At 69.8% G+C, this 22,669-nt stretch carries 20 protein-coding genes and 2 pseudogenes; 9 read left to right on the top strand and 13 right to left on the bottom strand.

Annotated elements, in window-relative coordinates:
* The first annotated feature begins 254 nt into the window (after positions 1 to 254).
* Entirely contained in the window at positions 255 to 2,654 is a 2,400-nt protein-coding gene (locus tag KUM44_RS40880; protein ID WP_217214833.1) for a transglycosylase domain-containing protein, read from the top strand.
* Positions 2,655 to 2,766: 112 nt separating this feature from the next.
* On the opposite strand, the gene KUM44_RS40875 is transcribed toward KUM44_RS40880, so the two are convergent.
* From KUM44_RS40875 to KUM44_RS40865, 3 genes are all read right to left on the bottom strand, one after another.
* Positions 2,767 to 4,923 carry a SpoIIE family protein phosphatase gene (locus KUM44_RS40875; RefSeq protein ID WP_254390825.1) on the bottom strand — a complete coding sequence of 719 codons (2,157 nt, stop codon included), beginning with the start codon at positions 4,921 to 4,923 and terminating at the stop codon, positions 2,767 to 2,769.
* A 280-nt stretch (positions 4,924 to 5,203) separates the two neighbouring features.
* Complete coding sequence (locus tag KUM44_RS40870) at positions 5,204 to 5,899, bottom strand: DUF402 domain-containing protein (RefSeq protein WP_217214831.1); 696 nt, start codon at positions 5,897 to 5,899, stop codon at positions 5,204 to 5,206.
* Positions 5,900 to 5,983: 84 nt separating this feature from the next.
* Positions 5,984 to 7,369 carry an aspartate ammonia-lyase gene (locus KUM44_RS40865; protein WP_217214861.1) on the bottom strand — a complete coding sequence of 462 codons (1,386 nt, stop codon included), beginning with the start codon at positions 7,367 to 7,369 and terminating at the stop codon, positions 5,984 to 5,986.
* A gap of 273 nt (positions 7,370 to 7,642) precedes the next feature.
* Here KUM44_RS40865 and KUM44_RS40860 point away from each other — a divergent pair, with 273 nt between their 5' ends.
* The gene (locus KUM44_RS40860) at positions 7,643 to 8,296 is read left to right on the top strand and encodes a response regulator transcription factor (protein ID WP_217214830.1); all 654 of its coding nucleotides are present in this window, start codon (positions 7,643 to 7,645) and stop codon (positions 8,294 to 8,296) included.
* A gap of 377 nt (positions 8,297 to 8,673) precedes the next feature.
* Here KUM44_RS40860 and KUM44_RS40855 read toward each other — a convergent pair whose 3' ends face one another.
* On the bottom strand, positions 8,674 to 9,174 hold the full coding sequence (locus KUM44_RS40855) for a hypothetical protein (protein WP_217214829.1): 501 nt from the start codon (positions 9,172 to 9,174) through the stop codon (positions 8,674 to 8,676).
* Positions 9,175 to 9,931: 757 nt separating this feature from the next.
* A complete protein-coding gene (locus KUM44_RS40850; protein ID WP_217214828.1) occupies positions 9,932 to 11,599 on the bottom strand; it encodes a fumarate hydratase in 1,668 nt (555 codons plus the stop codon).
* Between the two features lie 226 nt (positions 11,600 to 11,825).
* On the opposite strand from KUM44_RS40850, the gene KUM44_RS40845 reads away from it, so the two are divergent.
* Positions 11,826 to 12,509 (top strand): DUF1707 domain-containing protein, encoded by a 684-nt coding sequence (locus KUM44_RS40845; RefSeq protein ID WP_217214827.1) that lies wholly within the window; start codon positions 11,826 to 11,828, stop codon positions 12,507 to 12,509.
* A gap of 175 nt (positions 12,510 to 12,684) precedes the next feature.
* Complete coding sequence (locus KUM44_RS40840; RefSeq protein WP_217214826.1) at positions 12,685 to 13,062, top strand: WhiB family transcriptional regulator; 378 nt, start codon at positions 12,685 to 12,687, stop codon at positions 13,060 to 13,062.
* A gap of 169 nt (positions 13,063 to 13,231) precedes the next feature.
* On the opposite strand, the gene glpX is transcribed toward KUM44_RS40840, so the two are convergent.
* Entirely contained in the window at positions 13,232 to 14,269 is a 1,038-nt protein-coding gene (gene glpX / locus KUM44_RS40835; protein ID WP_062718430.1) for a class II fructose-bisphosphatase, read from the bottom strand.
* A 128-nt stretch (positions 14,270 to 14,397) separates the two neighbouring features.
* Here glpX and KUM44_RS40830 point away from each other — a divergent pair, with 128 nt between their 5' ends.
* Positions 14,398 to 14,919, top strand: coding sequence for a DUF4245 domain-containing protein (locus KUM44_RS40830; protein WP_217214825.1), 522 nt, complete (start codon positions 14,398 to 14,400; stop codon positions 14,917 to 14,919).
* Positions 14,920 to 15,022: 103 nt separating this feature from the next.
* Here KUM44_RS40830 and KUM44_RS40825 read toward each other — a convergent pair whose 3' ends face one another.
* The 4 genes from KUM44_RS40825 to KUM44_RS46375 all read right to left on the bottom strand — a co-directional run bounded on the left by KUM44_RS40825 (position 15,023) and on the right by KUM44_RS46375 (position 17,619).
* Positions 15,023 to 15,613 carry a malonic semialdehyde reductase gene (locus KUM44_RS40825; RefSeq protein WP_217214824.1) on the bottom strand — a complete coding sequence of 197 codons (591 nt, stop codon included), beginning with the start codon at positions 15,611 to 15,613 and terminating at the stop codon, positions 15,023 to 15,025.
* 275 nt (positions 15,614 to 15,888) lie between these two features.
* A complete protein-coding gene (locus KUM44_RS40820; RefSeq protein WP_217214823.1) occupies positions 15,889 to 16,134 on the bottom strand; it encodes an exodeoxyribonuclease VII small subunit in 246 nt (81 codons plus the stop codon).
* Positions 16,135 to 16,143: 9 nt separating this feature from the next.
* Positions 16,144 to 17,394, bottom strand: coding sequence for an exodeoxyribonuclease VII large subunit (gene xseA / locus KUM44_RS40815; protein ID WP_217214822.1), 1,251 nt, complete (start codon positions 17,392 to 17,394; stop codon positions 16,144 to 16,146).
* An 84-nt stretch (positions 17,395 to 17,478) separates the two neighbouring features.
* Positions 17,479 to 17,619, bottom strand: a complete 141-nt coding sequence (locus KUM44_RS46375; protein WP_308402836.1) for an Arc family DNA-binding protein — start codon at positions 17,617 to 17,619, stop codon at positions 17,479 to 17,481.
* Between KUM44_RS46375 and KUM44_RS46370 the strand changes: the two are divergent.
* A pseudogene (locus tag KUM44_RS46370) lies at positions 17,611 to 17,712 on the top strand (RNA-guided endonuclease TnpB family protein); the annotation flags it as partial. The gene KUM44_RS46375 and the pseudogene KUM44_RS46370 overlap by 9 nt on opposite strands.
* Before the next feature lie 301 nt (positions 17,713 to 18,013).
* Here the strand turns inward: KUM44_RS46370 and KUM44_RS46365 are convergent.
* On the bottom strand, positions 18,014 to 18,334 hold the full coding sequence (locus tag KUM44_RS46365) for an antibiotic biosynthesis monooxygenase (protein ID WP_374202123.1): 321 nt from the start codon (positions 18,332 to 18,334) through the stop codon (positions 18,014 to 18,016).
* A gap of 84 nt (positions 18,335 to 18,418) precedes the next feature.
* Positions 18,419 to 18,796 (bottom strand): annotated as a pseudogene (locus KUM44_RS46360) (RidA family protein); the annotation flags it as partial.
* 72 nt (positions 18,797 to 18,868) lie between these two features.
* Between KUM44_RS46360 and KUM44_RS40800 the strand changes: the two are divergent.
* The 3 genes from KUM44_RS40800 (at position 18,869) to ppgK (ending at position 21,654) form a co-directional block, all read left to right on the top strand.
* Positions 18,869 to 19,777 carry a LysR family transcriptional regulator gene (locus tag KUM44_RS40800; protein ID WP_217214820.1) on the top strand — a complete coding sequence of 303 codons (909 nt, stop codon included), beginning with the start codon at positions 18,869 to 18,871 and terminating at the stop codon, positions 19,775 to 19,777.
* A 72-nt stretch (positions 19,778 to 19,849) separates the two neighbouring features.
* Positions 19,850 to 20,875, top strand: a complete 1,026-nt coding sequence (locus tag KUM44_RS40795; protein ID WP_217214819.1) for a 4-hydroxy-3-methylbut-2-enyl diphosphate reductase — start codon at positions 19,850 to 19,852, stop codon at positions 20,873 to 20,875.
* A gap of 29 nt (positions 20,876 to 20,904) precedes the next feature.
* The gene (gene ppgK / locus KUM44_RS40790) at positions 20,905 to 21,654 is read left to right on the top strand and encodes a polyphosphate--glucose phosphotransferase (RefSeq protein ID WP_217214818.1); all 750 of its coding nucleotides are present in this window, start codon (positions 20,905 to 20,907) and stop codon (positions 21,652 to 21,654) included.
* A 52-nt stretch (positions 21,655 to 21,706) separates the two neighbouring features.
* Here ppgK and KUM44_RS40785 read toward each other — a convergent pair whose 3' ends face one another.
* A complete protein-coding gene (locus KUM44_RS40785; protein WP_308402832.1) occupies positions 21,707 to 22,330 on the bottom strand; it encodes a DUF6542 domain-containing protein in 624 nt (207 codons plus the stop codon).
* Positions 22,331 to 22,669 lie beyond the last annotated feature (339 nt).

Below are 22,669 nucleotides of genomic sequence, written 5' to 3'. Positions count from 1 at the left end.
CGGGCGGCGCACGCCTGGCTCCGTGATCATGGATCCAGCCAATAGCTAAGTGATATCACTTTACCCCGTCCGAGCAACCCTGTGCGCGCCTCAGCCGTCGGTTCAGTTGGGACAGGTGCTGATTGTCACGTCCCCAAAAGCCCGGATCGACAGGGCTTTGTCACAACTTCCGGTGTTAGCTTTCTGAGCTGACCTGAGCGGCGAACCTGTGTGGCAGAAGTGCACACAAGAACGAAGCGGAGCGGAACGGACCCATGGGACGAGCGGAAGACAGACGAGCGCGACAGCGCGGTGGCCGCCGCGCGGCGCCCCGGCGTCCTTCCGGGTCGCCGTCGGCCACCGGGGGAGATGCGTCGGCCACCGTCATCGGGACACCGTCGGCCGCCACGGGCGGCCGGGCCGCGGCCCGGCGGGCGGCCAGGTCCGGAGGCAGGGGCGGCGACGGCAAGGGCCTCCTGCGCCGGCTCTTCACCTGGAAGAAGATCCTCGGCACGTTCCTCGGCACCTGCCTGCTCGCCATCGCCGCGTTCATCGGGCTCTACCTGTACGTGGACGTGCCCGACGGCAACGCCGCCGCCCAGGCCGCCCAGCGCCAGAGCAACGTCTACAAGTACAGCGACGGCGCGACCCTGGCCCGCGACGGCAAGGTCAACCGCGAGATCGTGGACCTGTCCAAGGTGCCGAGGGAGGTCCGGGACACCTTCGTCGCGGCCGAGAACAAGTCGTTCTACAACGACAACGGCATCGACCTGAAGGGCACCGCCCGCGGTGTGCTCAACACGCTGATGGGCAAGGGCGCGCAGGGTGGTTCGACCATCACCCAGCAGTACGTCAAGAACTACTACCTCAGCCAGGAACAGACGGTCAGCCGCAAGCTCAAGGAGATCGTGATCTCCCTGAAGGTCGACCGTCAGATGTCCAAGGACGACATCCTCGCCGGCTACATCAACACCAGCTACTACGGCCGCGGCGCCTACGGCATCCAGGCCGCCGCCCAGGCCTACTACCGGGTCGACGCCGAGAAGCTCAAGGTCGAGCAGGGCGCGTACCTCGCCGCGCTGCTCCAGGCGCCGAGCCAGTACGACTGGCATTCCGCGTCCGACACCGGCAAGAAGCTGGTCAAGGCCCGCTGGAACTACGTCCTGGACAACATGGTCGAGGAGGGCTGGCTCGACAAGTCCAAGCGTCAGGGCATGACCTTCCCGGAGCCGAAGGAGCCCAGGCCCACCGCAGGCCGGGAGGGCCAGAAGGGCTATCTGATCGAGCTCGCCAACCGTCAGCTGGAGGACCAGCTGATGAAGCAGAAGAGCCTCACCCGCTCCCAGGCCGAGGCGGCGGTCGTCGACCAGGGCTGGACCATCACCCTGAACATCGACAAGAAGAAGCAGGCGCAGCTGGAGAAGGCCGTCAAGGCGCAGCTCACCAGCAAGCTGGACAAGAAGAAGCGGCCGGTCGACGCGGACGTCCAGGCCGGCGCGGTCTCCGTCGACCCCAAGACGGGCAAGATCGTCGCGCTGTACGGCGGCGTGGACTACTTCAAGCACTACACCAGCAACGCGACCCGCACCGACTACCAGCCCGCGTCGACGTTCAAGCCGGTGATCCTGGCCGCCGCCCTGGAGGAGAGCGCCCAGACACGGTCCGGCAAGCCGATCACCGCGAACACGGTCTACGACGGCACCAGCAAGCGCCAGGTTCTGAACGCCGACGGCAGCAAGGTCGGCTTCGCACCGGAGAACGAGGACGACCGGAACTACGGCCCCATCACCGTCCAGACGGCGATGAACAAGTCCGTCAACTCCGTCTTCGCGCAGATGGGCGTCGACGTCGGCATGAAGAACGTCATGGACGTGGCCGGCAAGCTCGGCATGGACACCAGCGACGAGCAGGCCGTACCCGCGCAGACGCTCGGCTCCATGGGCGCGAGCCCGCTTCAGATGGCCGGTGTGTACGCGACCCTCGACAACCACGGCCAGAAGGTCACCCCGGGCATCCTCAAGGCAGCCGAGCACAACAGCGGCAAGGTCGAGATCCCGAGCGCGATCGGCGAGCAGGTCATCAGCCGTGAGGCCGCCGACTCGGTGACCTCGGTGCTGACGGGCGTCGTCGACGACGGTACGGCGAGCGCGTCCGTGGCGAACAACCCCAAGCGTGACGGCCAGAAGGTCGCCGGCAAGACGGGTACGTCCGACGACAACAAGTCGGCCTGGTTCACCGGTTTCACGCCGGACCTGGTCACGTCCGTGGGCCTGTTCGGTGAGGACGAAAAGCCTCCGCACCCGCAGGTCAAGATGTACGGCGCGGGCGGCGAGCCCCGCGTCAACGGTGGCGGTTTCCCGGCGCAGATCTGGGCGGCGTACATGTTCGGCGTGACCGATCCGGACGCCAGGTTCGACCTGAACACCGACCAGGGCGCCGCCGTCCAGCCGACCTGGACCCCGACCCCGAGCCAGGAGCCGACGACCCAGGAGCCGACGGAGGAACCGACGACTCAGAAGCCCACGGAGACCCCGACGACCGAGGAGCCGACGGAGACCCCGACGACCGAGCCGCCGACGCAGACCCCGACGACAAAGCCGGCCCCGCCGACCCCGACGGGAGAGCCGACGGACGACGTCAGCCTGGACCCGGTCAGACCCGGTGACGACCAGTAGGACAGCGCCCTGAAGGGGCGCGGGGCTGTGTTGAATCTGCGGCTCCGCCGCGCGGGCGCGACAAGCCACGACGCACCCGCGCGGTCGGCGACGCGCAGTTCCCCAACGGCGCTCAGCCGCGATTCAACTCGAACCAGACAACTTTCCCGGTGCTCAACCGCGTGGCCCCCCACCGCCGAGCCAGCCGGTTCACGAGGTACAGCCCCCGCCCACCCTCATCCGTGGCCCGAGCCTGCCTGAGCCGCGGCAACTGCGGCACATCGTCCCCGACCTCGCACCGCAGCACATCGGTCCGCAACAGCCGCAACGTCACCGGCCGCGTGGCATACCGCACCGCATTCGTCACGACCTCACTGACCAACAGCTCCACCGAATCGGTGAGTTCCTCCAGGCCCCAGCGGGCCAGCGCACGCCGGGCCAGACGTCGGGCACGACCCGGCGCCGAGTCCTCCGGCTCCAGGAACCAGTACGCCACGTCGCTCGGCGCGATCCCGTCGAAGCGGGCGGCGAGCAGCGCGATGTCGTCGTCCCGGTCGCCCGGCCCGAGCATGTCCAGCACCTCGTCACACAGGGCCTCCAGGGGCGGCGGATGGTCCGGCCCCGTCAGCTGCGCGGTCGCGGCGAGCTTCTCGCGCAGCTGCTCTATGCCGGTCCACACGTCACGCAGCCGCGACTCGACCAGACCGTCCGTGTAGAGGAACAGGGTCGCTCCGGCCGGCGCGTCCAGCTCAACGGCCTCGAAGTCGACGCCACCGACACCGATCGGCGCGCCCGCCGGAACCCGCAGTACCTCCGCGCGGCCGCCCAGGTGCAGCAGGACGGGCGGCGGATGGCCGGCGTTGGCGATGGTGATGCGGTGCGAGACCGGGTCGTAGACGGCGTAGAGGCAGGTCGCCATGCGGTCGGTGCCCAGGCGCTGGGCCTGCTCGTCGAGGTGGTGCAGGACCTCCTGCGGGGGCAGATCGAGTCCGGCGAGCGTCTGGGCCGTCGTCCGTAGCTGGCCCATGATCGCGGCCGAGGTCATGGAGTGGCCCATGACGTCACCGACGACCAGCGCCACGCGGCTGCCCGGCAGCGGGATCGCGTCGTACCAGTCGCCGCCCACCCGGGCGGTCTCGGCGGCCGGGAGATAGCGGGAGGCGAGCCGTACGCCCGTCGGGCGCGGCAGCGTCTCCGGCAGCATGGTGCGCTGGAGCTCGTCGGCGATGTACGCCTCACGGCCGTACAGCACCGCCTTGTCGATGCCGAGCGCGCTGTGCGTGGCGAGCTGGGCGGCGACGAGGAGGTCGTCGGGCTCGAAGGCGAGGCGGTCGGGGCGGCGCAGGAAGACGGCGGCGCCGATGACACGGCGCCGGCCGCGCAGCGGGGCGAGGATCGCGCGCTGGCCGTCCGGGATGATCAACTCGCCGTTCTCGCCGAGGAGTTCGGGCAGGGCGGCGCGGGCCGCTGGGGCGTCGGCGAAGACGGGACGTACGCCGCGCAGCACCTCGGCGAGCGCGCCGCCGGGCCGGACCTCGCACAGTTCGGCAGTGACCGTGGACAGGTCGGCCAGCTCGGGCGGCTCCGGCTGCTGCGGTGCGGGCAGGAAGCCGCCGCTGTCGGTGTCCCGCTCCTCCGGGATGCGGTCCGTGCGGCGCAACCGCAGCACGACGGGACCCGTGGGCCGCTCGTCGCCGACCGGCAGCGGGTCGCGCAGATAGACGAGGATCGCGTCGGAGAAGGTCGGCACGGTCGCCCGGCACAGCCCCATCACGATCTCGTCCAGGTCTATGCCGCGGGCGATCCGCCGGGTGGCGGCGCCCACGAAGCGCAGCCGGTCCCCGTCCCGCCGCATCGGCGTGGGCCGCCCGGGCGGCAGCCCCTCTCCGGTGCGCCGCTCGGCGGCGGACTGGGGCGGCTCGGTGCCGGGCTGCGGCGGGATGGCCTCGGGGACGGGCCGCGGCCGGTGCGAGCCGGGCTCGGCGGCGACGGAGGGCTGCGAGTGCTCGGGGCCGTTGCCGGCGATGTCTGAGGGCTCCTTGCTCGGGCCGGACGGTGCGGTGGTGCCCGGCGTGGAAGGGGTCTCTCCGGTGCGTGCCTGCGCGGGCAAGGCGGTGCCGCCGGCGCAGGCTCCGCCGCCAGGGGGGTGCGGCGGCGTGGAGTGCGTCGTCGACGGTGTGTCCGGTGGTGTCGAGGTACGCGCGAGCGCCCCGCGGGACTCCGCGGGGTCGACGCCCGTCTCGGGGCGTTCGAAGGAGATCGGCTGCTCCGTCACGCCTTTCGAATCCATCCGTCCGGGGCTGCGCACCACGCGTGCAGTTCGGCCCGCCGAAACTCCGATACCCGGAATACGTGCCCCAGGAACGGAATTCCCGCGTGACCGGAGGCAGTTCCTGTGCCGCCCGTGGGGCGTCCGCCCGTCACGGCGTTGCCCTGGTAACCCTCGCTCACGTCCTGCCGCCCCTCGGTGACGATCGGTCAAGCCCGGCGCGCACTCTGGTAGTTGCTGCCGATGCGCGCCCTTGCGGAGGACGATCCTACGTTTGATGCCCGGGGGCGCATCAAGGGTCTCATGAGGACATGTGCGCCGGCGTGCGATCCCAGTCCTCAGGCAAAGAAGGTACAGCCCAGGCGGGATCCGGGCGCCAGTGCTGCCAGCCGTCGGCGAACGGCGGCCCCCAGGCGCGGATCACCTCGACCGCGCCGCGCCCCGCCGCCCGTACCCGCGCGGCCAGCCGGTCGTCCACCAGCCCGTCCCGCTGGGCCTGCGCGAACTCGTCCTCGTCCCGCCAGTGCCAACTGCGGTCAGGATGCACGGAGATGTCGAGGAAGTGGTCCTCGGAGTCCACCCCGCCCGTCCAACGGGCCAGTGGCTCCTCAAGGTTCACATACCAGTTCTTGAACTGCCACCCGGGCTCCCAGAACAGCCACACCGACCACGGCTCACCGGGCCGCGCCAGCTTCAGCACCCCGGTCCCGAACCAGCGGTCGCGCTGGACCGTACGCGGCTTGGTGTACCGCGTCTCCAGCGGTTCCTCGTGTACCGACGTCCCGTCGGCGAGCACGGGTTTCACACACTCCGTGCCCGGAGCCAGCCATACGGCGAGGATCTCCTGGTCGTCCCGTACGACGGTGACGGGACGCGCGATGTGGAAGCGACGGCCGGCGTTCTCCCGGTACCGCCACAGGATCTGTGTCCCGGGCGCCCAGAATCCCGTCGAGCCGCCCGCTTCCACTTCCGTCGTCACCGCTCCACCGTCTGCCATGTACAGATATTAGGTGCCACAGGCATACGACGCTGCGGCGAGCGTCACGGTTCACCGACGGCACGGCGACCTCGCGACGAGTCGTTACGGCCGCGTCATCCGCAGGACATCGAGGGCCTCGTCCAGCTGCTCCGTCGTGAGGTCGCCCCGCTCCACATACCCGCCCTCCAGGACGACTTGGCGGATGGTCTTCCGCTCCGCCAGCGCCTTCTTGGCGACCTTGGCGGCCTCCTCGTACCCGATGTACCTGTTGAGCGGCGTCACGACGGAGGGCGACGACTCCGCGTACTCCAGGGCCCGTTCGCGATGGGCGACGATGCCGTCGACGGTCCGGTCGGCCAGCAGCCGGGAGGCGCCCGCGAGCAACCGGACGGATTCCAGGACGTTCTTCGCGATGACCGGCAGCATCACGTTCAGCTCGAAGTTGCCGGAGGCGCCGGCGGTGGCCACGGTGGCGTCGTTGCCGACGACCTGCGCGGCGACCATGAGCACGGCCTCCGGAATGACCGGGTTCACCTTGCCCGGCATGATCGAGGACCCCGGCTGGAGGTCGGGGAGCGAGATCTCGGCGAGTCCGGTGCGCGGCCCGGAGGACATCCACCGCAGATCGTTCGAGATCTTCGTCAGGCCGACCGCGATGGTCCGCAGCTGCCCACTGGTCTCCACGATCCCGTCCCGGGCACCCTGCGCCTCGAAGTGGTCGCGTGCCTCGGTGAGCGGCAGCCCGGTGGCGCGGGCGACCTCCTCGATGACGGCGGCGGAGAAGCCGGGCGGGGTGTTGATGCCGGTGCCCACCGCCGTCCCTCCGAGGGGCAGTTCGGCGAGCCGGGGCAGGGAGGCGCCCAGCCGCTCGACGCCGTACCGCACTTGGGCGGCGTAACCGCCGAACTCCTGTCCCAGCGTCACCGGCGTTGCGTCCATGAGATGGGTCCGCCCCGACTTCACGACGTCGGCGAACTCCTCGGCCTTGCGCTCCAGGGAGGCGGCGAGGTGCTCCAGGGCCGGGACCAGGTCACGGGTGACGGCGGCGGTGGCGGCGATGTGGATGGAGGAGGGGAAGACGTCGTTGGACGACTGTGAGGCGTTCACATGGTCGTTGGGGTGGACGTCCCGCCCGAGCCGCTCGGTCGCGAGGGTGGCGATCACCTCGTTGGCGTTCATGTTGGACGAGGTGCCGGACCCGGTCTGGAACACGTCCACGGGGAAGTGCTCGTCCCACCGCCCCTCGGCGACCTCGCCGGCCGCCTCCTGAATGGCCTCGGCGATGTCCTTGTCGAGCACCCCGAGCCGCGCGTTCACCTTGGCGGCGGCGCCCTTGATGCGCGCGAGCGCCTCGATGTGGGCGCGCTCGATGCGCTGGCCGGAGATCGGGAAGTTCTCGACGGCACGCTGCGTCTGGGCCCGCCACTTGGCGTCCGCGGGGACGCGGACCTCGCCCATGGAGTCGTGCTCGATGCGGTAGTCGCTCATATCGCGTACAGCGATCGGGGCGGGGCGGATGTTCCGGGCACTGGGCGGATGCATCAGGTATTCCCCCGGTTGCCTCTGTCGTGCGGGCTTCGTTGTGACATTCAGCAAATTTGCTACCCGCCAGTAGCATGTTAGAACATTAGATCATATCGGTGTGGGTCATCCGAAGGTTCCGGTGGGATCCCCCTCCACCTCCACCTGTCACGCACTCAGCATGGAGACATGGTGTTGAACGACCTCGCTGTCCCGTCAGATCCGCTTTGCGTCGATTCAATGACCGTGGCCCTGGTCAGCCGTGACGGCACCCGGCCATCCGGCCTGGCCGACCTCGACAGCCGTCTGGTCAGCGGGCCGCACGAGGTTCACACAAGCGACGATGTCGTCCTGTTCTACGGCTCTGGCATGGCGCAGGAGCTGACGCGGTTCTCGGCCGAGGCGGAGGGCGATCTGCCGCCCGTCGCGGTGCTGGCGCACCGGCTCGACTGGCAGGACGTGTCGCAGGCCCTGGGCCACGGCGCCAACAGCTACCTGCTGGCCACCCGTTACGTCATGCCGGCACTCCCCTGGATGCTGAAGTTCACGGCGCATGGGGGCAGTTGCCTCGATCCGGCGATCGCCGCCGAACAGGCCGCCGGCCGGGCGCGGGCCCTGGAACGCGGGAAGGAGCGCGGGCTGCGCAAGCTCTCCCAGCGGGAGCGGCAGCTCATGGAACTGCTCACCGCCGGACAGAGCGTCCGCGACATCGCCCGGGAAATGTTCCTGACCGAGAAGACGGTGCGCAACTATCTGAGCCGTATATACGGAAAGCTTGAGGTGCGGGGACGGTCCGAGGCCATTCTGCGCTGGCTCGGGCACATGGGCGCAGCGGCAACCGACGACGCGCCGGTGCGCGAACGGGTGCGCACCTCAGGGCCCGAAGCCGCCTGAGGCGCCGCGCTCATGGCGCGTTCCGGCACGGTGCGCGCGCAGGGCTGGGCCCGGTTTCCCGGACCCAGCCCTGTTGTGCCGTACGTCAGTTGACGTTCCAGAAGGTCGCAGTTGACGTTCCAGAAGGTCGGCAGCGGGCTGGGGGCCCTGTGCCCGTCATTGCGCAGGGTGTTGTTGCCGCAGTCGGAGGGGCGCCAGTCGAAGTGCACGTTGTCGCCGGCCTCGACGTCGAAGCCGCTGATCGTGACGCTGCCGCCCGGAGTGAACTCGACGAAGCCGGAGATGTCGTTCGTGGCGCCGATATCCGTCAGGATGACGAAGCCGACCCCCGCGGGGATGGCCCGGCTCGCGACGGTGCCGCCGCCGGAACGGGTTGGTCACCCTTGCCGGCAGCCGGCCGGGTTGCCGTCGGTCCAGCCGCCGTCGGTGCAGACGAACATGGCCGCGTTCCTGACGCGGACCTGCACGCGCGTGAACTTCCCGCTGCGGGGGTCGGGGCCGTTGTACGTGGCCGTGTAGCCGATGCCGCCGACCGAGGTTCCCTGGCAGGCACTGTCGCTGTACGCGTCGATCGTGAACTGGTTGCCCTCGGACAGTTGCGTGCCCGTGCTGATGTTGGCGCTGCGGTCGGACGGACGGGCGGTGCAGAAGGAGCCCGTGCCCGGCACGGTGATCTTGATGCTGTTGGCCTGGTCGGGAATGCTGACCGAGCCGCCCTGGACGAAGACCGGGGTGAGGCTTCCGTCGGAGTTGTTCAGCGAGGCGTAGGCCGGGACGCCGGTCGTGGCGACCAGGCCGAGCCCCGCGCCGCCCGCGAGCAGCACTCCCAGTGAACGGTTTCGGAGACGACGCCCCTTCGGGCTGGTCGATGTGCGCACAGCGGTTCCTCTCGGTTCGGTGGCTGTGACCTTGATCAGAATTTCCGCGAGGAGCCATGCGGTGATAGAGGCAAATGTCCTCAACTCCCAGACAGGGACGGATCGGTGATGTTTGCCTCTATTGGCCGAGATGGGAAGCCACCGTGAACATCACAGAGCCCGACCGGCCGAACAGGGTTCCGGGCTTCAGTGGTGGTCCAGGCGGCACCTGGTGTGGCGTGGTCGCCCTGCGCCCGACCGCACCCTTGGCATGTCCGAACCGGCCTGTCGGCTGAAGATCACCCGCAGCCGGCTCACGCACGCGGTGAACCGACTGCGCGAGGTCGGCCTCGTGGACCGGCCGGAGGGCCCCACCGACGACCGCAGCCGACTTGCCATCCTCACGGACGAGGGTCTGGCCCTGCTGGAGCGGGCCGTCCCCGGCCGTGTGGAAGCCGTACGTCGCGCGGTCTTCGACGCCCTCACGCCCGAGCAGGTGGGGCAACCGCGGACAGCGACCGGCCAACGAGGCGATCATGCCGCGGACGCATGTCGCGCACGTCGAGGCGGGGAGACGGGTGCCGTCGAAGGGCTCACTTCTCGGTGCCGGTCCAGGCATTTCAGACCGTCCGGCGTTTGAGGACGAGGCCCGTCCAGGGCCGAAGCGGGGGTCTGGGGGCGAAGGCCCCCAGCGGGGTTGAAGGGGCGGAGCCCCTTCGAGGACGGGACGGGCAGGGGCGGCGGGGGGCGAGTTCTGTCCCCCGCCGCACCCGAGCCGCTACGCCAGCCCCGGCCCCCGCACCGGAATCGACGTGAACGTCGGCTGAGGCGCCGGGTCCTGGAAGAAGTCGTTGCCCTTGTCGTCGACAACGATGAACGCCGGGAAGTCCTCGACCTCGATCTTCCACACGGCCTCCATGCCGAGCTCCTCGTACTCGACGACCTCGACCTTCTTGATGCAGTCCTGGGCGAGCCGGGCGGCCGGGCCGCCGATGGAGCCGAGGTAGAACCCGCCGTGCGTGCCGCACGCGTCCGTGACCTGCTTGCTCCGGTTCCCCTTCGCCAGCATCACCTTGGACCCGCCCGCCGCCTGGAACTGCTCGACGTAGGAGTCCATCCGCCCGGCCGTCGTCGGGCCGAAGGAGCCGGACGCGTAGCCCTCGGGCGTCTTCGCCGGCCCGGCGTAGTACACCGGGTGGTCCTTCAGGTACTGCGGCATCTCCTCACCGGCGTCCAGCCGCTCCTTGATCTTGGCGTGCGCGATGTCGCGGGCCACGACCAGCGGACCGGTGAGCGAAAGCCGGGTCTTCACCGGGTACTTGGTGAGCTCCGCGAGGATGGAGTCCATCGGCTGGCTGAGGTCGATCTTGACGACGTCACCGTCCTGCTCGAGGTGCTCGTCCGTCGTCTCCGGCAGGAACCGCGCCGGGTCCGTCTCCAGCTGCTCCAGGAAGACACCCTCGGCCGTGATCTTCGCGACGGCCTGCCGGTCGGCCGAGCAGGACACGGCGATGGCGACCGGGCAGGAGGCGCCGTGCCGCGGCAGGCGCACGACGCGCACGTCGTGGCAGAAGTACTTGCCGCCGAACTGCGCCCCGATCCCGATCTTCTGCGTCAGCTCGAAGACCTTCTCCTCCAGCTCCTTGTCCCGGAACCCGTGCCCGAGCGGCGAGCCCTCGGCGGGGATCTCGTCCAGGTAGTGGGCGGAGGCGTACTTGGCGGTCTTGAGGGCGTACTCCGCGCTCGTACCGCCGACCACGATCGCCAGGTGGTACGGCGGACAGGCGGCCGTTCCCAGTGAACGGATCTTCTCCTCCAGGAACTTCATCATGGAGGCCTCGTTCAGGACGGCCTTGGTCTCCTGGTAGAGGAAGGACTTGTTGGCCGAGCCGCCGCCCTTCGCCATGAACAGGAACTTGTAGGCGCCGCCGTCGGTGGCGTACAGCTCGATCTGGGCCGGCAGGTTCGACCCGGTGTTCTTCTCCTCCCACATGGTGAGCGGAGCCATCTGCGAGTACCGCAGGTTCAGATTGAGGTACGCGTCGTAGATGCCGCGCGACAGCGCTTCCTCGTCGCCGCCCTCGGTCAGCACGTTCTGTCCGCGCTTGCCCATCACGATCGCCGTACCGGTGTCCTGGCACATCGGCAGGACGCCCGCGGCCGCGATGTTCGCGTTCTTGAGGAGGTCCAGGGCGACGAACTTGTCGTTGCTGGACGCCTCGGGGTCGTCGATGATCCGGCGCAGCTGCGCGAGATGGGCGGGGCGCAGGTAGTGCTGGATGTCGTGGATGGCCTCCTCGGCGAGCTTGCGCAGCGCCTCGGGCTCGACCTTGAGGAACGTCCGCCCGTCGGCCTCGAAGGTGGAGACACCTTCGGAGGTCACCAGCCGGTACGGGGTGGTGTCCTCTCCCATGGGGAGCAGATCGGTGTACGCGAACTCAGGCATGTCGCCCATTCCTCACTAAACAGACAGCGCGGCTGGCCTCCGTTGGCAGCGTCCACCAGCGTAGAACCTGCCACTGACGACGAGCTTGTGAGGTAAGGCTCAGTTCGTCATCCATGGGTCGTCATCCATGGGTCGGCATCCCCGGGCGGTCATCCATGGGCGGTCATCCACAGGCGGTCATCCACAGGGCTATCGCGATCTATCGTGTTTCGGTACGCTGCTGCCCGTGGACCTTCAGAAGCAGACCGCACCCGCTGCCGCCACCGAACTCCGTGCCTCCGACGCCGACCGCGACCGGATCGCCGACATCCTGCGCGACGCCCTGGCCGAGGGCCGCCTCACCGCCGACGAGCACGCCGAGCGCGTCGAAGGCGTGCTGGCGGCCAGGACGGTGGGTGAACTGGATGTCTTCATACGGGACCTGCCCGCCGCCCATGTGCGCCGCACACCACACATCCCCGCCCCCGGCCGACCCGACCCGGGCGCGATACCGGCCGACCCCGACGACAACGTGGTCGCGGTCTTCAGCAGCGCCGTCCGCAAGGGCCGCTGGCGCGCGGGCCGCCGTATCCATGCGTACGCGATCTTCGGCAGCGTGGAGATAGACCTCAGCGAGGCCCTGTTCGAGTACCAGCAGGTCGTGATCCGGGCGTTCTCGGTCTTCGGCAACGTCGAGGTCCGCGTCCCGGAGAACGTCTCGCTGCGCGGCACCGGCGGCGGAGTGCTCGGCAACTTCGAGGTGGACCACCTCGACGCGGAGGACCCGCAGGCGCCGGTCGTCCATGTCGACGGCTGGGCGGTGCTGGGCAACATCGAGGGCCGGCCGAAGCGGGGGAAAGTCGTCGCCGACATTCTCGACCGTGTCCAGCGCAAGGTCGACAAGAGTTTGCGCAAGCATCTGGATCGTTGACGGTTGTGAATCGGACCGGCTTCCGCCGCACCTTTCGGCCGTTGCGGACGCCCCGGACAAGGGTGCCGAACCCCCTGGGATCCAGCGGTTCGGAACTCCCTGCATAGGCGCGCGCACAGCGGGTAGACCTTGCTGCATCGTCTCTCGCTCGCGAAGCCGTCGTCAGGAGTAGACCGTGCTGCAACCGCCGCATTCGTCCCTGCAGGTAGCTGCCGTTCCGGCCCAGCGGGTGCCAGTGCGAGACAGGGACCAAGACGCCCCATGGCATACGGAAGCCGTGTGCCGCCGCGACGAGGCCGGCCTGTTCTTCGCGCCTTCGAAAGAGCCCACCGCGGCCCGACTCTCCCGCGAGGAGGCGGCCAAGCGGGTCTGTGCCCGCTGCCCCGTCATGGTCGAGTGCCGCGAACACGCCCTCCTCCAGCCCGAGCCGTACGGCGTCTGGGGCGGCCTGACCGCGGCGGAACGCCGAGTGGTCCTGGCCAGGCGCCGCCGCCGCGAGATGGAGCTGAAGAAGACGGCGGGGACGGCGAACCGGATAGCGCAGGCGGGTTAGACATCAGGAAAGGCGCCCCCTCCGCACCGGGGGCGCCTTTCTGTCGCCGGGAAGCGCGCCGCCCCAGGGGCGCGGGACTGTGTTTGATTGGCGGTCGCGTGGGCGCGACCAGCCACGCATCACCCGCAGTCGCCGACGATCCGCAGCCCCGGGCTACTGGGCGAACTCTCTACTTCGCGCGGTCGAAATCAATCGCGCTGTAGGCCCGCAGCTTGCTCAGCCGGTGCTCGGAGTCGATCCGCCGCACCGTCCCCGACTTCGAGCGCATCACGATCGAGTCGGTCGTCGCGTTCTCCGACCGGTACCGCACACCCCGCAGCAGCTCGCCGTCGGTGATGCCGGTCGCGACGAAGAACACGTTGTCCCCGGCGACCAGGTCGTCCGTCAGCAGCACCCGGTCGAGGTCGTGGCCGGCGTCGATGGCCCGCTGCCGCTCCTCGTCGTCCTTCGGCCAGAGCTTGCCCTGGATCGTGCCGCCCAGGCACTTCACCGCACAGGCCGAGATGATCCCCTCCGGCGTACCGCCGATGCCGAGCAGCATGTCGACACCGGTGCCCTCGCGCAGGGCGTAGATCGACCCCGCGACATCGCCGTCGGAGATCAGCTTGATGCGCGCACCGGCATCCCGGATCTCCTTGATGATGCCCTCGTGCCGGGGCCGGTCGAGGATGACGACGGTGACGTCCTCGGGCGTGGACCGCTTCGCCTTGGCGACCCGGCGGATGTTCACGGACACGGGCGCGTCGATGTCGACGAAGTCGGCGGCCTCGGGGCCGGTGACCAGCTTGTCCATGTAGAAGACGGCGGACGGGTCGAACATGGATCCCCGGTCCGCCGCGGCGAGCACGGAGATCGCGTTGGGCATGCCCTTCGCGGTCAGCGTGGTCCCGTCGATCGGGTCGACGGCGATGTCGACCTCGGCCCCGGTTCCGTCGCCGACCCGCTCCCCGTTGAAGAGCATCGGCGCTTCGTCCTTCTCGCCCTCACCGATGACGACGACGCCGTTCATCGACACGGTGTGGACGAGGGTCCGCATGGCGCGCACCGCGGCACCGTCGGCGCCGTTCTTGTCGCCGCGCCCGACCCAGCGGCCCGCGGCCATCGCCGCCGCCTCGGTCACACGGACCAGTTCCAGGGCGAGGTTGCGATCGGGGGCTTCGCTGGGTACTTCGAGCTCGGACGGCAAATGATGATGATTCTCGGTCATCGGAGCGCACCTTTCTGATACGACGACGGCCGGATGAGGGTGACCGCCCTGACTCTATCCCCGGGCGCGCAGAATGAGCAGGGGGCCCCACGGATGAGCAGGCCAGGGCACCTGCGACGATAGGGGGCGTGGCAGGTTCGAACGGCAAGCAGAAGTCGGTCCGCAACATGGTCCTCTCCTTGGGAGTGACCGTGCTCGCGGCGGGAGTCATCTATCTCTTCGTTCCCCATGAGGACGGCGCTCCCGACCTCCCGCGGGTCGACTACCGCGTCGAGCTGCTCACGGCCCGCCGCGCGGCGTCCTACCCGGTGGTCGCGCCGCAGGGGCTGCCCGACACCTGGAAGCCGACGTCCGTCCGCTTCAAGGGCGACGACTTCGACGCGTGGCACCTCGGCTTCCACACCTCGGCCGGGGACTACGTCCAGGTCCAGCAGTCCGCCGAGAAGCCGGCGACGTTCCTGGAGGAGGCCACCCAGGGCGGGCGGGCCACCGACGTCACCGAGAAGATCGGCGACCGGACGTGGACGCGCTACACGGGCGGCCGGTACGACGCGCTCGTGCATCAGGAGAAGGGCGTGACCACGGTGGTGGCGGGCACGGGGTCGTTCGAGCAGCTGACGCAGATGGCGAAGTCGCTGAAGGCGGAGTGACCTGAGGGTCGGGTACGCCCTGGTGGCGGCGACCGACCGTCCGCGGATGACGAAAGGCCCTCGGCATACCGCCGAGGGCCTCTGTTGTGCGGGTCGGTTCAGCTCAGACCGTGGTGATGACCTGGTCGTACTCCAGACGCGGGGAGCGCGGGTACCAGGCGTCGGCGCCCGGCTTGCCGATGTTGACGACCATCAGGGGGGTGTGGTCGTCGTCCAGGAACTCCTTGCGGACGCCCTCGAAGTCGCAGCCGGTCATCGGTCCGGCGGCCAGCCCGGCGGCGCGGATACCGACGATGAAGTACGCGGCCTGGAGGGCGGCGTTCATCCCGGCGGCGTTCTCACGGGCCGCGCGCTCGCTGAAGAAGACGTCCTTGGCCTGCGGGAACGCCGGGAACAGGGCCGGCAGCTCCTCGTGGAACTCGTTGTCCGCGGACAGGATCGCGACCAGCGGGGCGGCAGCGGTCTTGGCCTGGTTGCCCTCGGCCATGTGCTGGACCAGACGCTCACGGGCCTCGGCCGAGCGGACCAGGGTGATGCGCAGCGGGGTCTGGTTGAAGGCGGTGGGGCCGTACTTGACCAGGTCGTAGATCGCCTGGACCTGCTCCTCGGTCACCGGCTCGTCGGTGAAGGTGTTCGCGGTGCGGGCCTCGCGGAAGAGCAGGTCCTGGGCAGCGGGGTCAAGAACGAGAGACATGCGTGCACCTTCTCGGGTTGTGCCTGGCGTCGTGGGTGGCGTAAACGGACCGGGGCCCGTTTACAGGAACGACAGTACGCGAGACAAGTTCAAGGTTCAACAAAAGGTGGGATGTGGTGATCCGCTTCACAGTCTGATCGCGTGAGGCGGGCCTCAGCCGACCGGCCGCTCAGCCGCCGGTCGCCTACCGGCCGCTCAGCCGCCGGTCGCCTACCGGCCGCTCAGCCGCCGCTCGCCTACCGGCCGACCAGCCGCCGGTCGACTACAGGCCGGCTCTAGGACTCGCCCCCGGCGTTCTCCTGTGCGGCCTCCGCCTCGGCCTCCTCGGCGAGAGCCGCGTCCAGCCGGGCCCGCGCCCCGTCCAGCCAGCGCCGGCACACCTTGGCCAGCTCCTCGCCCCGCTCCCAGAGCGCCAGGGACTCCTCAAGCGTCGTACCGCCGGCCTCCAGCCGCCGTACGACCTCGATCAGCTCGTCCCGGGCCTGCTCGTACCCGAGTGCCTCTTCCACCTTGCTGGTCATTCGCCCACCCTATGCATCGCTTCGTGCATCGCTTCGTGCGTCGCTTCGCGCTTCGTTCTGTGCTTCGACTCGTACCGAGAACTCACCCTCGGCGACGCGCGCCCGCAGCGCCTCGTCGGCCGTCACCTCGCCCGGGTCCCGGACCACATGCCCGTCGGCCCGCTGGAGCACCGCGTATCCCCGCTTCAGGGTCGCGGCGGGGGAGAGGGCCACCACGCGCGCGTGCGTGTGTGTCAGCTCGGACTCGGCGCGGCCGAGGAGGTGGCCGAGGCAGCGGCGGCCGCGGTCGAGGAGCGAGGCCACGTGATCGGCCCGCTCGTCGATCATCCGGTGCGGATCCTCTATCGACGGCCGCGCGAGGGCGTGCGCGAGCCCTCGCTCCTCGCGCTCGACGAACGCCTCGACGCACCGCCGGGCCCGGTCACGCAGCATCCGCACCCGCTCGTACTCCTCGCCCACGTCCGGTACGACCTTCTTCGCGGCGTCGGTGGGGGTGGAGGCGCGCAGGTCGGCGACGTGGTCGAGGAGGGGGTTGTCGGGCTCGTGCCCGATCGCGGAGACGACGGGAGTACGGCAGGAGGCGACGGCCCGCACGAGCTGCTCGTCGGAGAAGGGCAGCAGGTCCTCGACGCTGCCGCCGCCGCGGGCGACGATGATCACGTCCACGGCGTCGATCTCGTCGAGCTCCTTCACCGCCTGCACGACCTGCGGTACGGCGTGGACGCCCTGCACGGGGACGTTGCGGACCTCGAAGCGGACGGCGGGCCAGCGGTGGCGGGCGTTCTCCAGCACGTCCCGCTCGGCCGCGGAGGCCCGGCCGCAGACGAGGCCGATGAGCTGAGGGAGGAAGGGGAGCGGCTTCTTCCGCTCCGGGGCGAAGAGTCCCTCGGCGGCGAGTGACTTCTTCAGCATCTCCAGCCGGGCGAGGAGCTCACCGACGCCGACCGGCTTTATCTCGGCGGCGCGCAGGGAGAGCTGGCCGCGCGGGGCGTACCACTCGGGCTTGGCGAGGACGACGACGCGGGCGCCCTCGCTCACCACGTCGGCGACGGCGTCGAACACCTGCCGGTACGCCGTCACGCTCACGGAGATGTCGTACGACGGGTCGCGCAGCGTCAGGAACACGACGCCGGCGCCGGGGCGTCGGGACAGCTGGGTGATCTGGCCCTCGACCCAGATCGCGCCGAGGCGGTCGATCCACCCCCCGATGAGCCGCGACACCTCGCCGACGGGCAGGGGGGATTCGGGGGATGTCTTCATCGGGGTCCTCCGAGGGTGTCACGGCCTTCGGTCCGGGGTGGATTCGGCGTCCCGCAGAGCGGGTCAGGACGAGGCGAATCGTCGTCAGGGCGCCTCGGCGTTTGCCGACTGATCGGTGAGCGCGACATCCAAGAGGTGCACGATTTCGCCGTTGACCGACCTGTGCTCTCGCTTTGCACGCGCCGCAAGGCGTTCGTGAAGTTCGAGGGGGAGCCGGAAAAGAATTCCGCCCGCGTGATGCTCGTCCGGGCTGGTCTGAACCCTGCTGGCGTTGAGGGCGTAAGGCCTTCGGGAGCGCTGCTCCCGAAGGCTGCCTGAGTCAGGAATCCTCTCCCCGCAGGGAGAGGAGCAGTCAAAGCCATGCGCCGAGCGTAACGGCGACCACCGACAACGCCGCGCCCATGCAATGCTTCTCCGGCGGCCAGTGGGGCGATGCCCCTCGGATGAGGCACTGGGCCCGACCACCTCGGCCGAGACAAAGCCCATTCGTCCCGCCACAACCGCCATTACCTGCGACGACGCCACCACAGCCCGGGCGTTCCCTCGGGCTCGCGAGGGGCACGCCAACCCGTTCGATGCGAGCTTGCGGCGGGACGGTCGCTGAGGTGGCCCCGGTTGGTCAGCCTGCTGTCGGACTCTGCGGGTCCTCCGCTCGCGTGAACCCGTTGCTCCGTTCCACTTTCGCCACGTGCAGCGTGTAGCTCTGGTACCACTCGGCTCGCCCGCGCTGCTGCGCCGCGCGGTGCTCGGCGTTGGTCCGCCACTGCGTGAGGGCGTCGGCGTCGCGGAAGTAGCTGACGGTGATGCCCAGCCCGCCAGGAGTCTGCGCGTGGTCCGTCCCCAGGTACCCGGGGACGTCCTTCACCAGGTCCTCCAGGCGTGCACCGGTCTCGTTGTAGCCGCTCTGGTCCTGGGTTCGCACCGTCGTGAAGACGGCCACGTAGTAGGGGGGTTCATAGGCCCCGACGGGCACGACAGGCGCTTCGGAGTGATTGCTCGTCGCGTCTTCGTGAGGCGGGGTGCGCCGCCGCGCGGACACCTCTATCTCGATCTTCATCCGTGGGTCGGCGAGACCGCACATGAGCATCGTGGCGGCCGGCCGAACGTCGCCGAAGCAGCGACGCAGGACCGGCCAGCAGGGTTCGAAGTCCTCGCGGTCGGGCAGCAGGTAGCGCACGCGCACGACGTCGGCGAAGGTGCACTTCGCCTCGGCCAGTGCGGCCTCGACGTTGCGCAGGCACTGCTCGGCCTGCTCCACCACATCGTCGGAGATCGTCATGGTGGCGTAGTCGAACCCGGTCGTCCCGGACACATGTACCCAGTCGCCGTCGACCACAGCACGGGCATAGCCGATCTGCTCCTCAAAGGCCGAGCCGCTGAGGATGGCGCGTCGCTCTGTCATGCGCCGAACGCTAAATGACCAGTACTGATACGTCTAATACGGTCGCATGCATGATCTGATATCTCTGGGCGTATGGAGCGCCCCGAACTTCCCCTCCCGCAACTGCACGCCTTCGTCGTGCTCGCAGAGGAACTCCACTTCGGTAACGCGGCCGCCCGCCTGGGCATCGCCCAGCCGCCGCTGAGCCAGCAGATCCGCCGCCTGGAGGACAAGGTCGGCCATGCGCTGTTCACCCGCGCCCCAGGGCGCGTCACCCTCACCCCAGCCGGCCGCGAACTGCTGCCCGTCGCCCGGCGGGCTCTCACCGACCTCGCGGACGGCCTGGCCGCAGCCCGGGCCGTCGGCAGCGGCCGGGCCGGCCGCCTGCGGATCGGCTTCGCCGCCTCCCTCGCCCTGACGGTCCTGCCGGGCCTGCTGCGCACCTTCCGTCACCAGTTTCCCGGCGTGCACCTGGACATCCACGAGATGACCACCGCGCCGCAGATCGCCGCCCTGCACGACAGGACCATCGACATCGGCCTGCTGCGCGAACCCCCCGCCGACGAGTCAGGGCTCGGCTTCAGGACCGTACTCAGCGAACCTTTCGTGGCCGTGTTGCCGTCCACCCATCCGCTGGCCACGCAACGGACCGTGCAGCTTGCACAGTTGGCGGACTCGCCCTTCGTGCTGCTGCCCCGCACGGTCGGCCCGCCACTGCACGACCAGATCATCGGCCTGTGCACCGCAGCGGGGTTCACACCGCAGGTAGTCCAGTACGCGGTGGAGTGGCAGACCGTGTGCGCCCTCGTGGAAACCGGTCTGGGCGTCTCCCTGGCCCCGGCGAGCATCCGACGCATCCGCCTCGAAGGCGTCGCCTTCCGCAGGATCGAACCCGGCACCGCCCGTACACGAGTGGCCGTCGCCTGGCGAGAGAACGACCATAATCCCCTGGTCACACGCCTGCTGGCGACCATCAGCCAAGATCCGCCGGACAGGCCCTGACCGTTCAGCACCGTCAGCCCCCCACCGCCCCCACACCTACGCGATCTTCGGGCCTCCGAACGCACCCTTACGATGGGACGCATGACTGCTTCGCCTGGCCGCCGTGTCCTGCTCGCCGCCCCCCGTGGCTACTGCGCGGGTGTGGACCGCGCCGTGATCGCCGTCGAGAAAGCCCTGGAGCAGTACGGCGCTCCGGTGTACGTCCGGCACGAGATCGTCCACAACAAGTACGTCGTGCAGACCCTGGAGAAGAAGGGCGCCATCTTCGTCGAGCGGACGGAGGAGGTGCCGGAGGGGAACATCGTGATGTTCTCCGCGCACGGCGTCGCCCCCGTCGTCCACGAGGAGGCCGCGCGCGGCAAGCTCGCCACCATCGACGCGACCTGCCCGCTGGTCACCAAGGTCCACAAGGAAGCCGTCCGCTTCGCGAACGAGGACTACGACATCCTCCTCATCGGGCACGAGGGCCACGAGGAGGTCATCGGTACGTCCGGCGAGGCACCGGACCACATCCAGCTGGTCGACGGCCCGGGCGACGTCGCCAAGGTCGAGGTCCGTGACGATTCCAAGGTCGTCTGGCTCTCCCAGACCACCCTCTCCGTCGACGAGACCATGGAGACCGTCGACGCGCTGAAGGAGAAGTTCCCGCAGCTCATCTCCCCGCCCAGCGACGACATCTGCTACGCCACGCAGAACCGTCAGCTCGCCGTGAAGCAGATGGGCGCCGAGGCCGAGCTGGTCATCGTGGTCGGTTCCCGCAACTCCTCCAACTCCAAGCGACTGGTCGAGGTCGCCAAGCTGGCCGGCTCCCGCGAGGCCTACCTCGTGGACTTCGCGAGCGAGATCGACGAGGCCTGGCTGGAGGGTGTGACGACGGTCGGCGTCACCTCCGGCGCCTCCGTCCCGGAGGTGCTGGTCGAGGAGGTCCTGGAGTGGCTCGCCCAGCGCGGCTACGGCGACGTGGAGCTGGTCAGGGCGGCCGAGGAGTCGATCACCTTCTCGCTGCCCAAGGAACTCCGCCGTGACCTGCGCGAGGAGGCGGCCGCGCTGATCGCCGAGCGCACCGGGGCCACAGGCTCCGGCGACTCCGGGGAGTGACTGTCGGTCCCGCGTCGTAACGTGGGGCCATGCAGATCTTCGGCTTGGACATCGGTGGATCCGGGATCAAGGGTGCCCCGGTGGACCTCGACAGAGGCGATCTCGCCCAGGAGCGCTTCAAGGTGCTCACTCCGCACCCGGCCACGCCCGACGGGGTGGCCGACGGTGTGAAGCGGGTCGTCGAGCACTACGGCTGGACCGGGCCGGTCGGGCTGACCTTCCCCGGCGTGGTCACCGACGGATCCACGATCCGTACGGCGGCGAACGTCGACAAGAGCTGGATCGACACGGACGCGCGCGCCTTGTTCAGTGACCGCCTCGGCGGCCTGCCGGTGACCGTGGTCAACGACGCGGACGCGGCCGGCGTCGCCGAGATGCACTTCGGCGCGGGCCGCGACCGCCGGGGCACCGTGATCCTCCTCACCTTCGGCACGGGCATCGGCAGCGCGGTCTTCATCGACGGCCGCCTGGTCCCCAACACCGAGCTGGGCCACCTCGAACTCCACGGGCATGACGCCGAGAAGCGTGCCTCCAGCAAGGCGAAGGAGGACGAGGAGCTGACGTGGGAGCACTGGGCTCACCGCGTCCAGAAGTACCTCGCCCATGTCGAGATGCTGTTCTCCCCGGAGCTGTTCATCATCGGCGGCGGGGTGAGCCGCAAGTCCCACAAGTTCCTGCCCCATGTCGAGGGAATCAAGGCGGAGATCGTCCCGGCGCAGTTGCAGAACAACGCGGGGATCGTGGGTGCGGCGATGCACGCGGCGGAGAAGGACGGCTGAGCGCAGCGCCGGAAGAGCCGCTGCGACGAAGGGCCGCCCGCCGACGGTGACGTCACGCCTGCTGTCGTCGGGCCGCCGCCCTGCGTGCCACCAGGCGGACCCTGCGTACGAGCACGATGAGACCGGCGATCAGGGTCCCCCCGTACAGCCACCCGGCCTGTGTGGCGAGGGCGGTGAAGAGACCCATCAGATGACCGCCGATCCCGCCGCCCTCGTCGGCCACCGGGACCAGCCCCACGGCGAACGCGATCGGCACCACCACCGGCGCGGTCATCAGGTCGCCCCGGCGCACCCAGACCGCGGTCAGCACGCACACCGGCAGGAACAGCACGCTGTACACCGTGAGCGACGACCCGAGCAGCAGCGCTTCGAGGTGACCGAGCAGGAACATCACGGCGCCGCAGAACAGGCCGCAGCCGAGGCCTGTGAGCCGGGGGTTGGGAAACCGGCGTAGGGCCTGCTGCACGGGCGGCGACCCGGAGCGCCGTACGGCGGCCGCTGCCGCCGGGGCCGTGCTCGGCCGGCGCTGGGAGACGGGCCGGGTGGCGCGGGCGGGCTGGGCGGGCGCGGCGACTCGGGAGGTCCGGGCGGGACGGGAGGCTCGGCCCTCCGGGCCGGGTCCGGACGACCGGGAGGCCCAGACGGACCGCCCGCCCGGATCCCTTCCCCCGCTCACACCCCTCTGCCCGCTCACACCCCTCGCACGGCTCGCACCGCTCACCTCCGGCGCCCATCCGCCCCCGTCGCGCCTCGCGCGCCCCTCGCCCCGCTCCACACCGTCCCCATCGCTGTTCCCGTACGGCGCGAACCCGCGCTCACCCCGCCCCGCACCACCCCCACCCCGCACCGCCTGCGGCGGCAACGGTGGCGGAGTACCGCGTCGCGATCCGAACCCGGCAGGTCGCGCCCTGTCCTGCTCCACCCGTCCAACCTAGGTCGGTTTATGTGGCGAATTCGCCCTCGGACACACCTTGGGGCGGACCTTGGCCAGGTGTTCGATACGGCGCCGGGGCCC

Origin of the sequence: Streptomyces sp. AC550_RSS872, assembly GCF_019049285.1 — a bacterium.
In the GTDB taxonomy this organism is placed as follows: domain Bacteria; phylum Actinomycetota; class Actinomycetes; order Streptomycetales; family Streptomycetaceae; genus Streptomyces.
This window is presented reverse-complemented; position numbering and strand designations above follow the sequence as displayed.

Excerpts from the sequence above, each read along its gene's own strand:
- KUM44_RS40880 (WP_217214833.1), top strand. The coding sequence starts at position 255 with ATGGGACGAGCGGAAGACAGACGAGCGCGACAGCGCGGTGGCCGCCGC.
- KUM44_RS40875 (WP_254390825.1), bottom strand. The coding sequence starts at position 4,923 with ATGGATTCGAAAGGCGTGACGGAGCAGCCGATCTCCTTCGAACGCCCC.
- KUM44_RS40870 (WP_217214831.1), bottom strand. The coding sequence starts at position 5,899 with ATGGCAGACGGTGGAGCGGTGACGACGGAAGTGGAAGCGGGCGGCTCG.
- KUM44_RS40865 (WP_217214861.1), bottom strand. The coding sequence starts at position 7,369 with ATGAGCGACTACCGCATCGAGCACGACTCCATGGGCGAGGTCCGCGTC.
- KUM44_RS40860 (WP_217214830.1), top strand. The coding sequence starts at position 7,643 with ATGACCGTGGCCCTGGTCAGCCGTGACGGCACCCGGCCATCCGGCCTG.
- KUM44_RS40850 (WP_217214828.1), bottom strand. The coding sequence starts at position 11,599 with ATGCCTGAGTTCGCGTACACCGATCTGCTCCCCATGGGAGAGGACACC.
- glpX (WP_062718430.1), bottom strand. The coding sequence starts at position 14,269 with ATGACCGAGAATCATCATCATTTGCCGTCCGAGCTCGAAGTACCCAGC.
- KUM44_RS40825 (WP_217214824.1), bottom strand. The coding sequence starts at position 15,613 with ATGTCTCTCGTTCTTGACCCCGCTGCCCAGGACCTGCTCTTCCGCGAG.
- KUM44_RS40820 (WP_217214823.1), bottom strand. The coding sequence starts at position 16,134 with ATGACCAGCAAGGTGGAAGAGGCACTCGGGTACGAGCAGGCCCGGGAC.
- xseA (WP_217214822.1), bottom strand. The coding sequence starts at position 17,394 with ATGAAGACATCCCCCGAATCCCCCCTGCCCGTCGGCGAGGTGTCGCGG.
- KUM44_RS40800 (WP_217214820.1), top strand. The coding sequence starts at position 18,869 with ATGGAGCGCCCCGAACTTCCCCTCCCGCAACTGCACGCCTTCGTCGTG.
- KUM44_RS40795 (WP_217214819.1), top strand. The coding sequence starts at position 19,850 with ATGGGACGCATGACTGCTTCGCCTGGCCGCCGTGTCCTGCTCGCCGCC.
- ppgK (WP_217214818.1), top strand. The coding sequence starts at position 20,905 with ATGCAGATCTTCGGCTTGGACATCGGTGGATCCGGGATCAAGGGTGCC.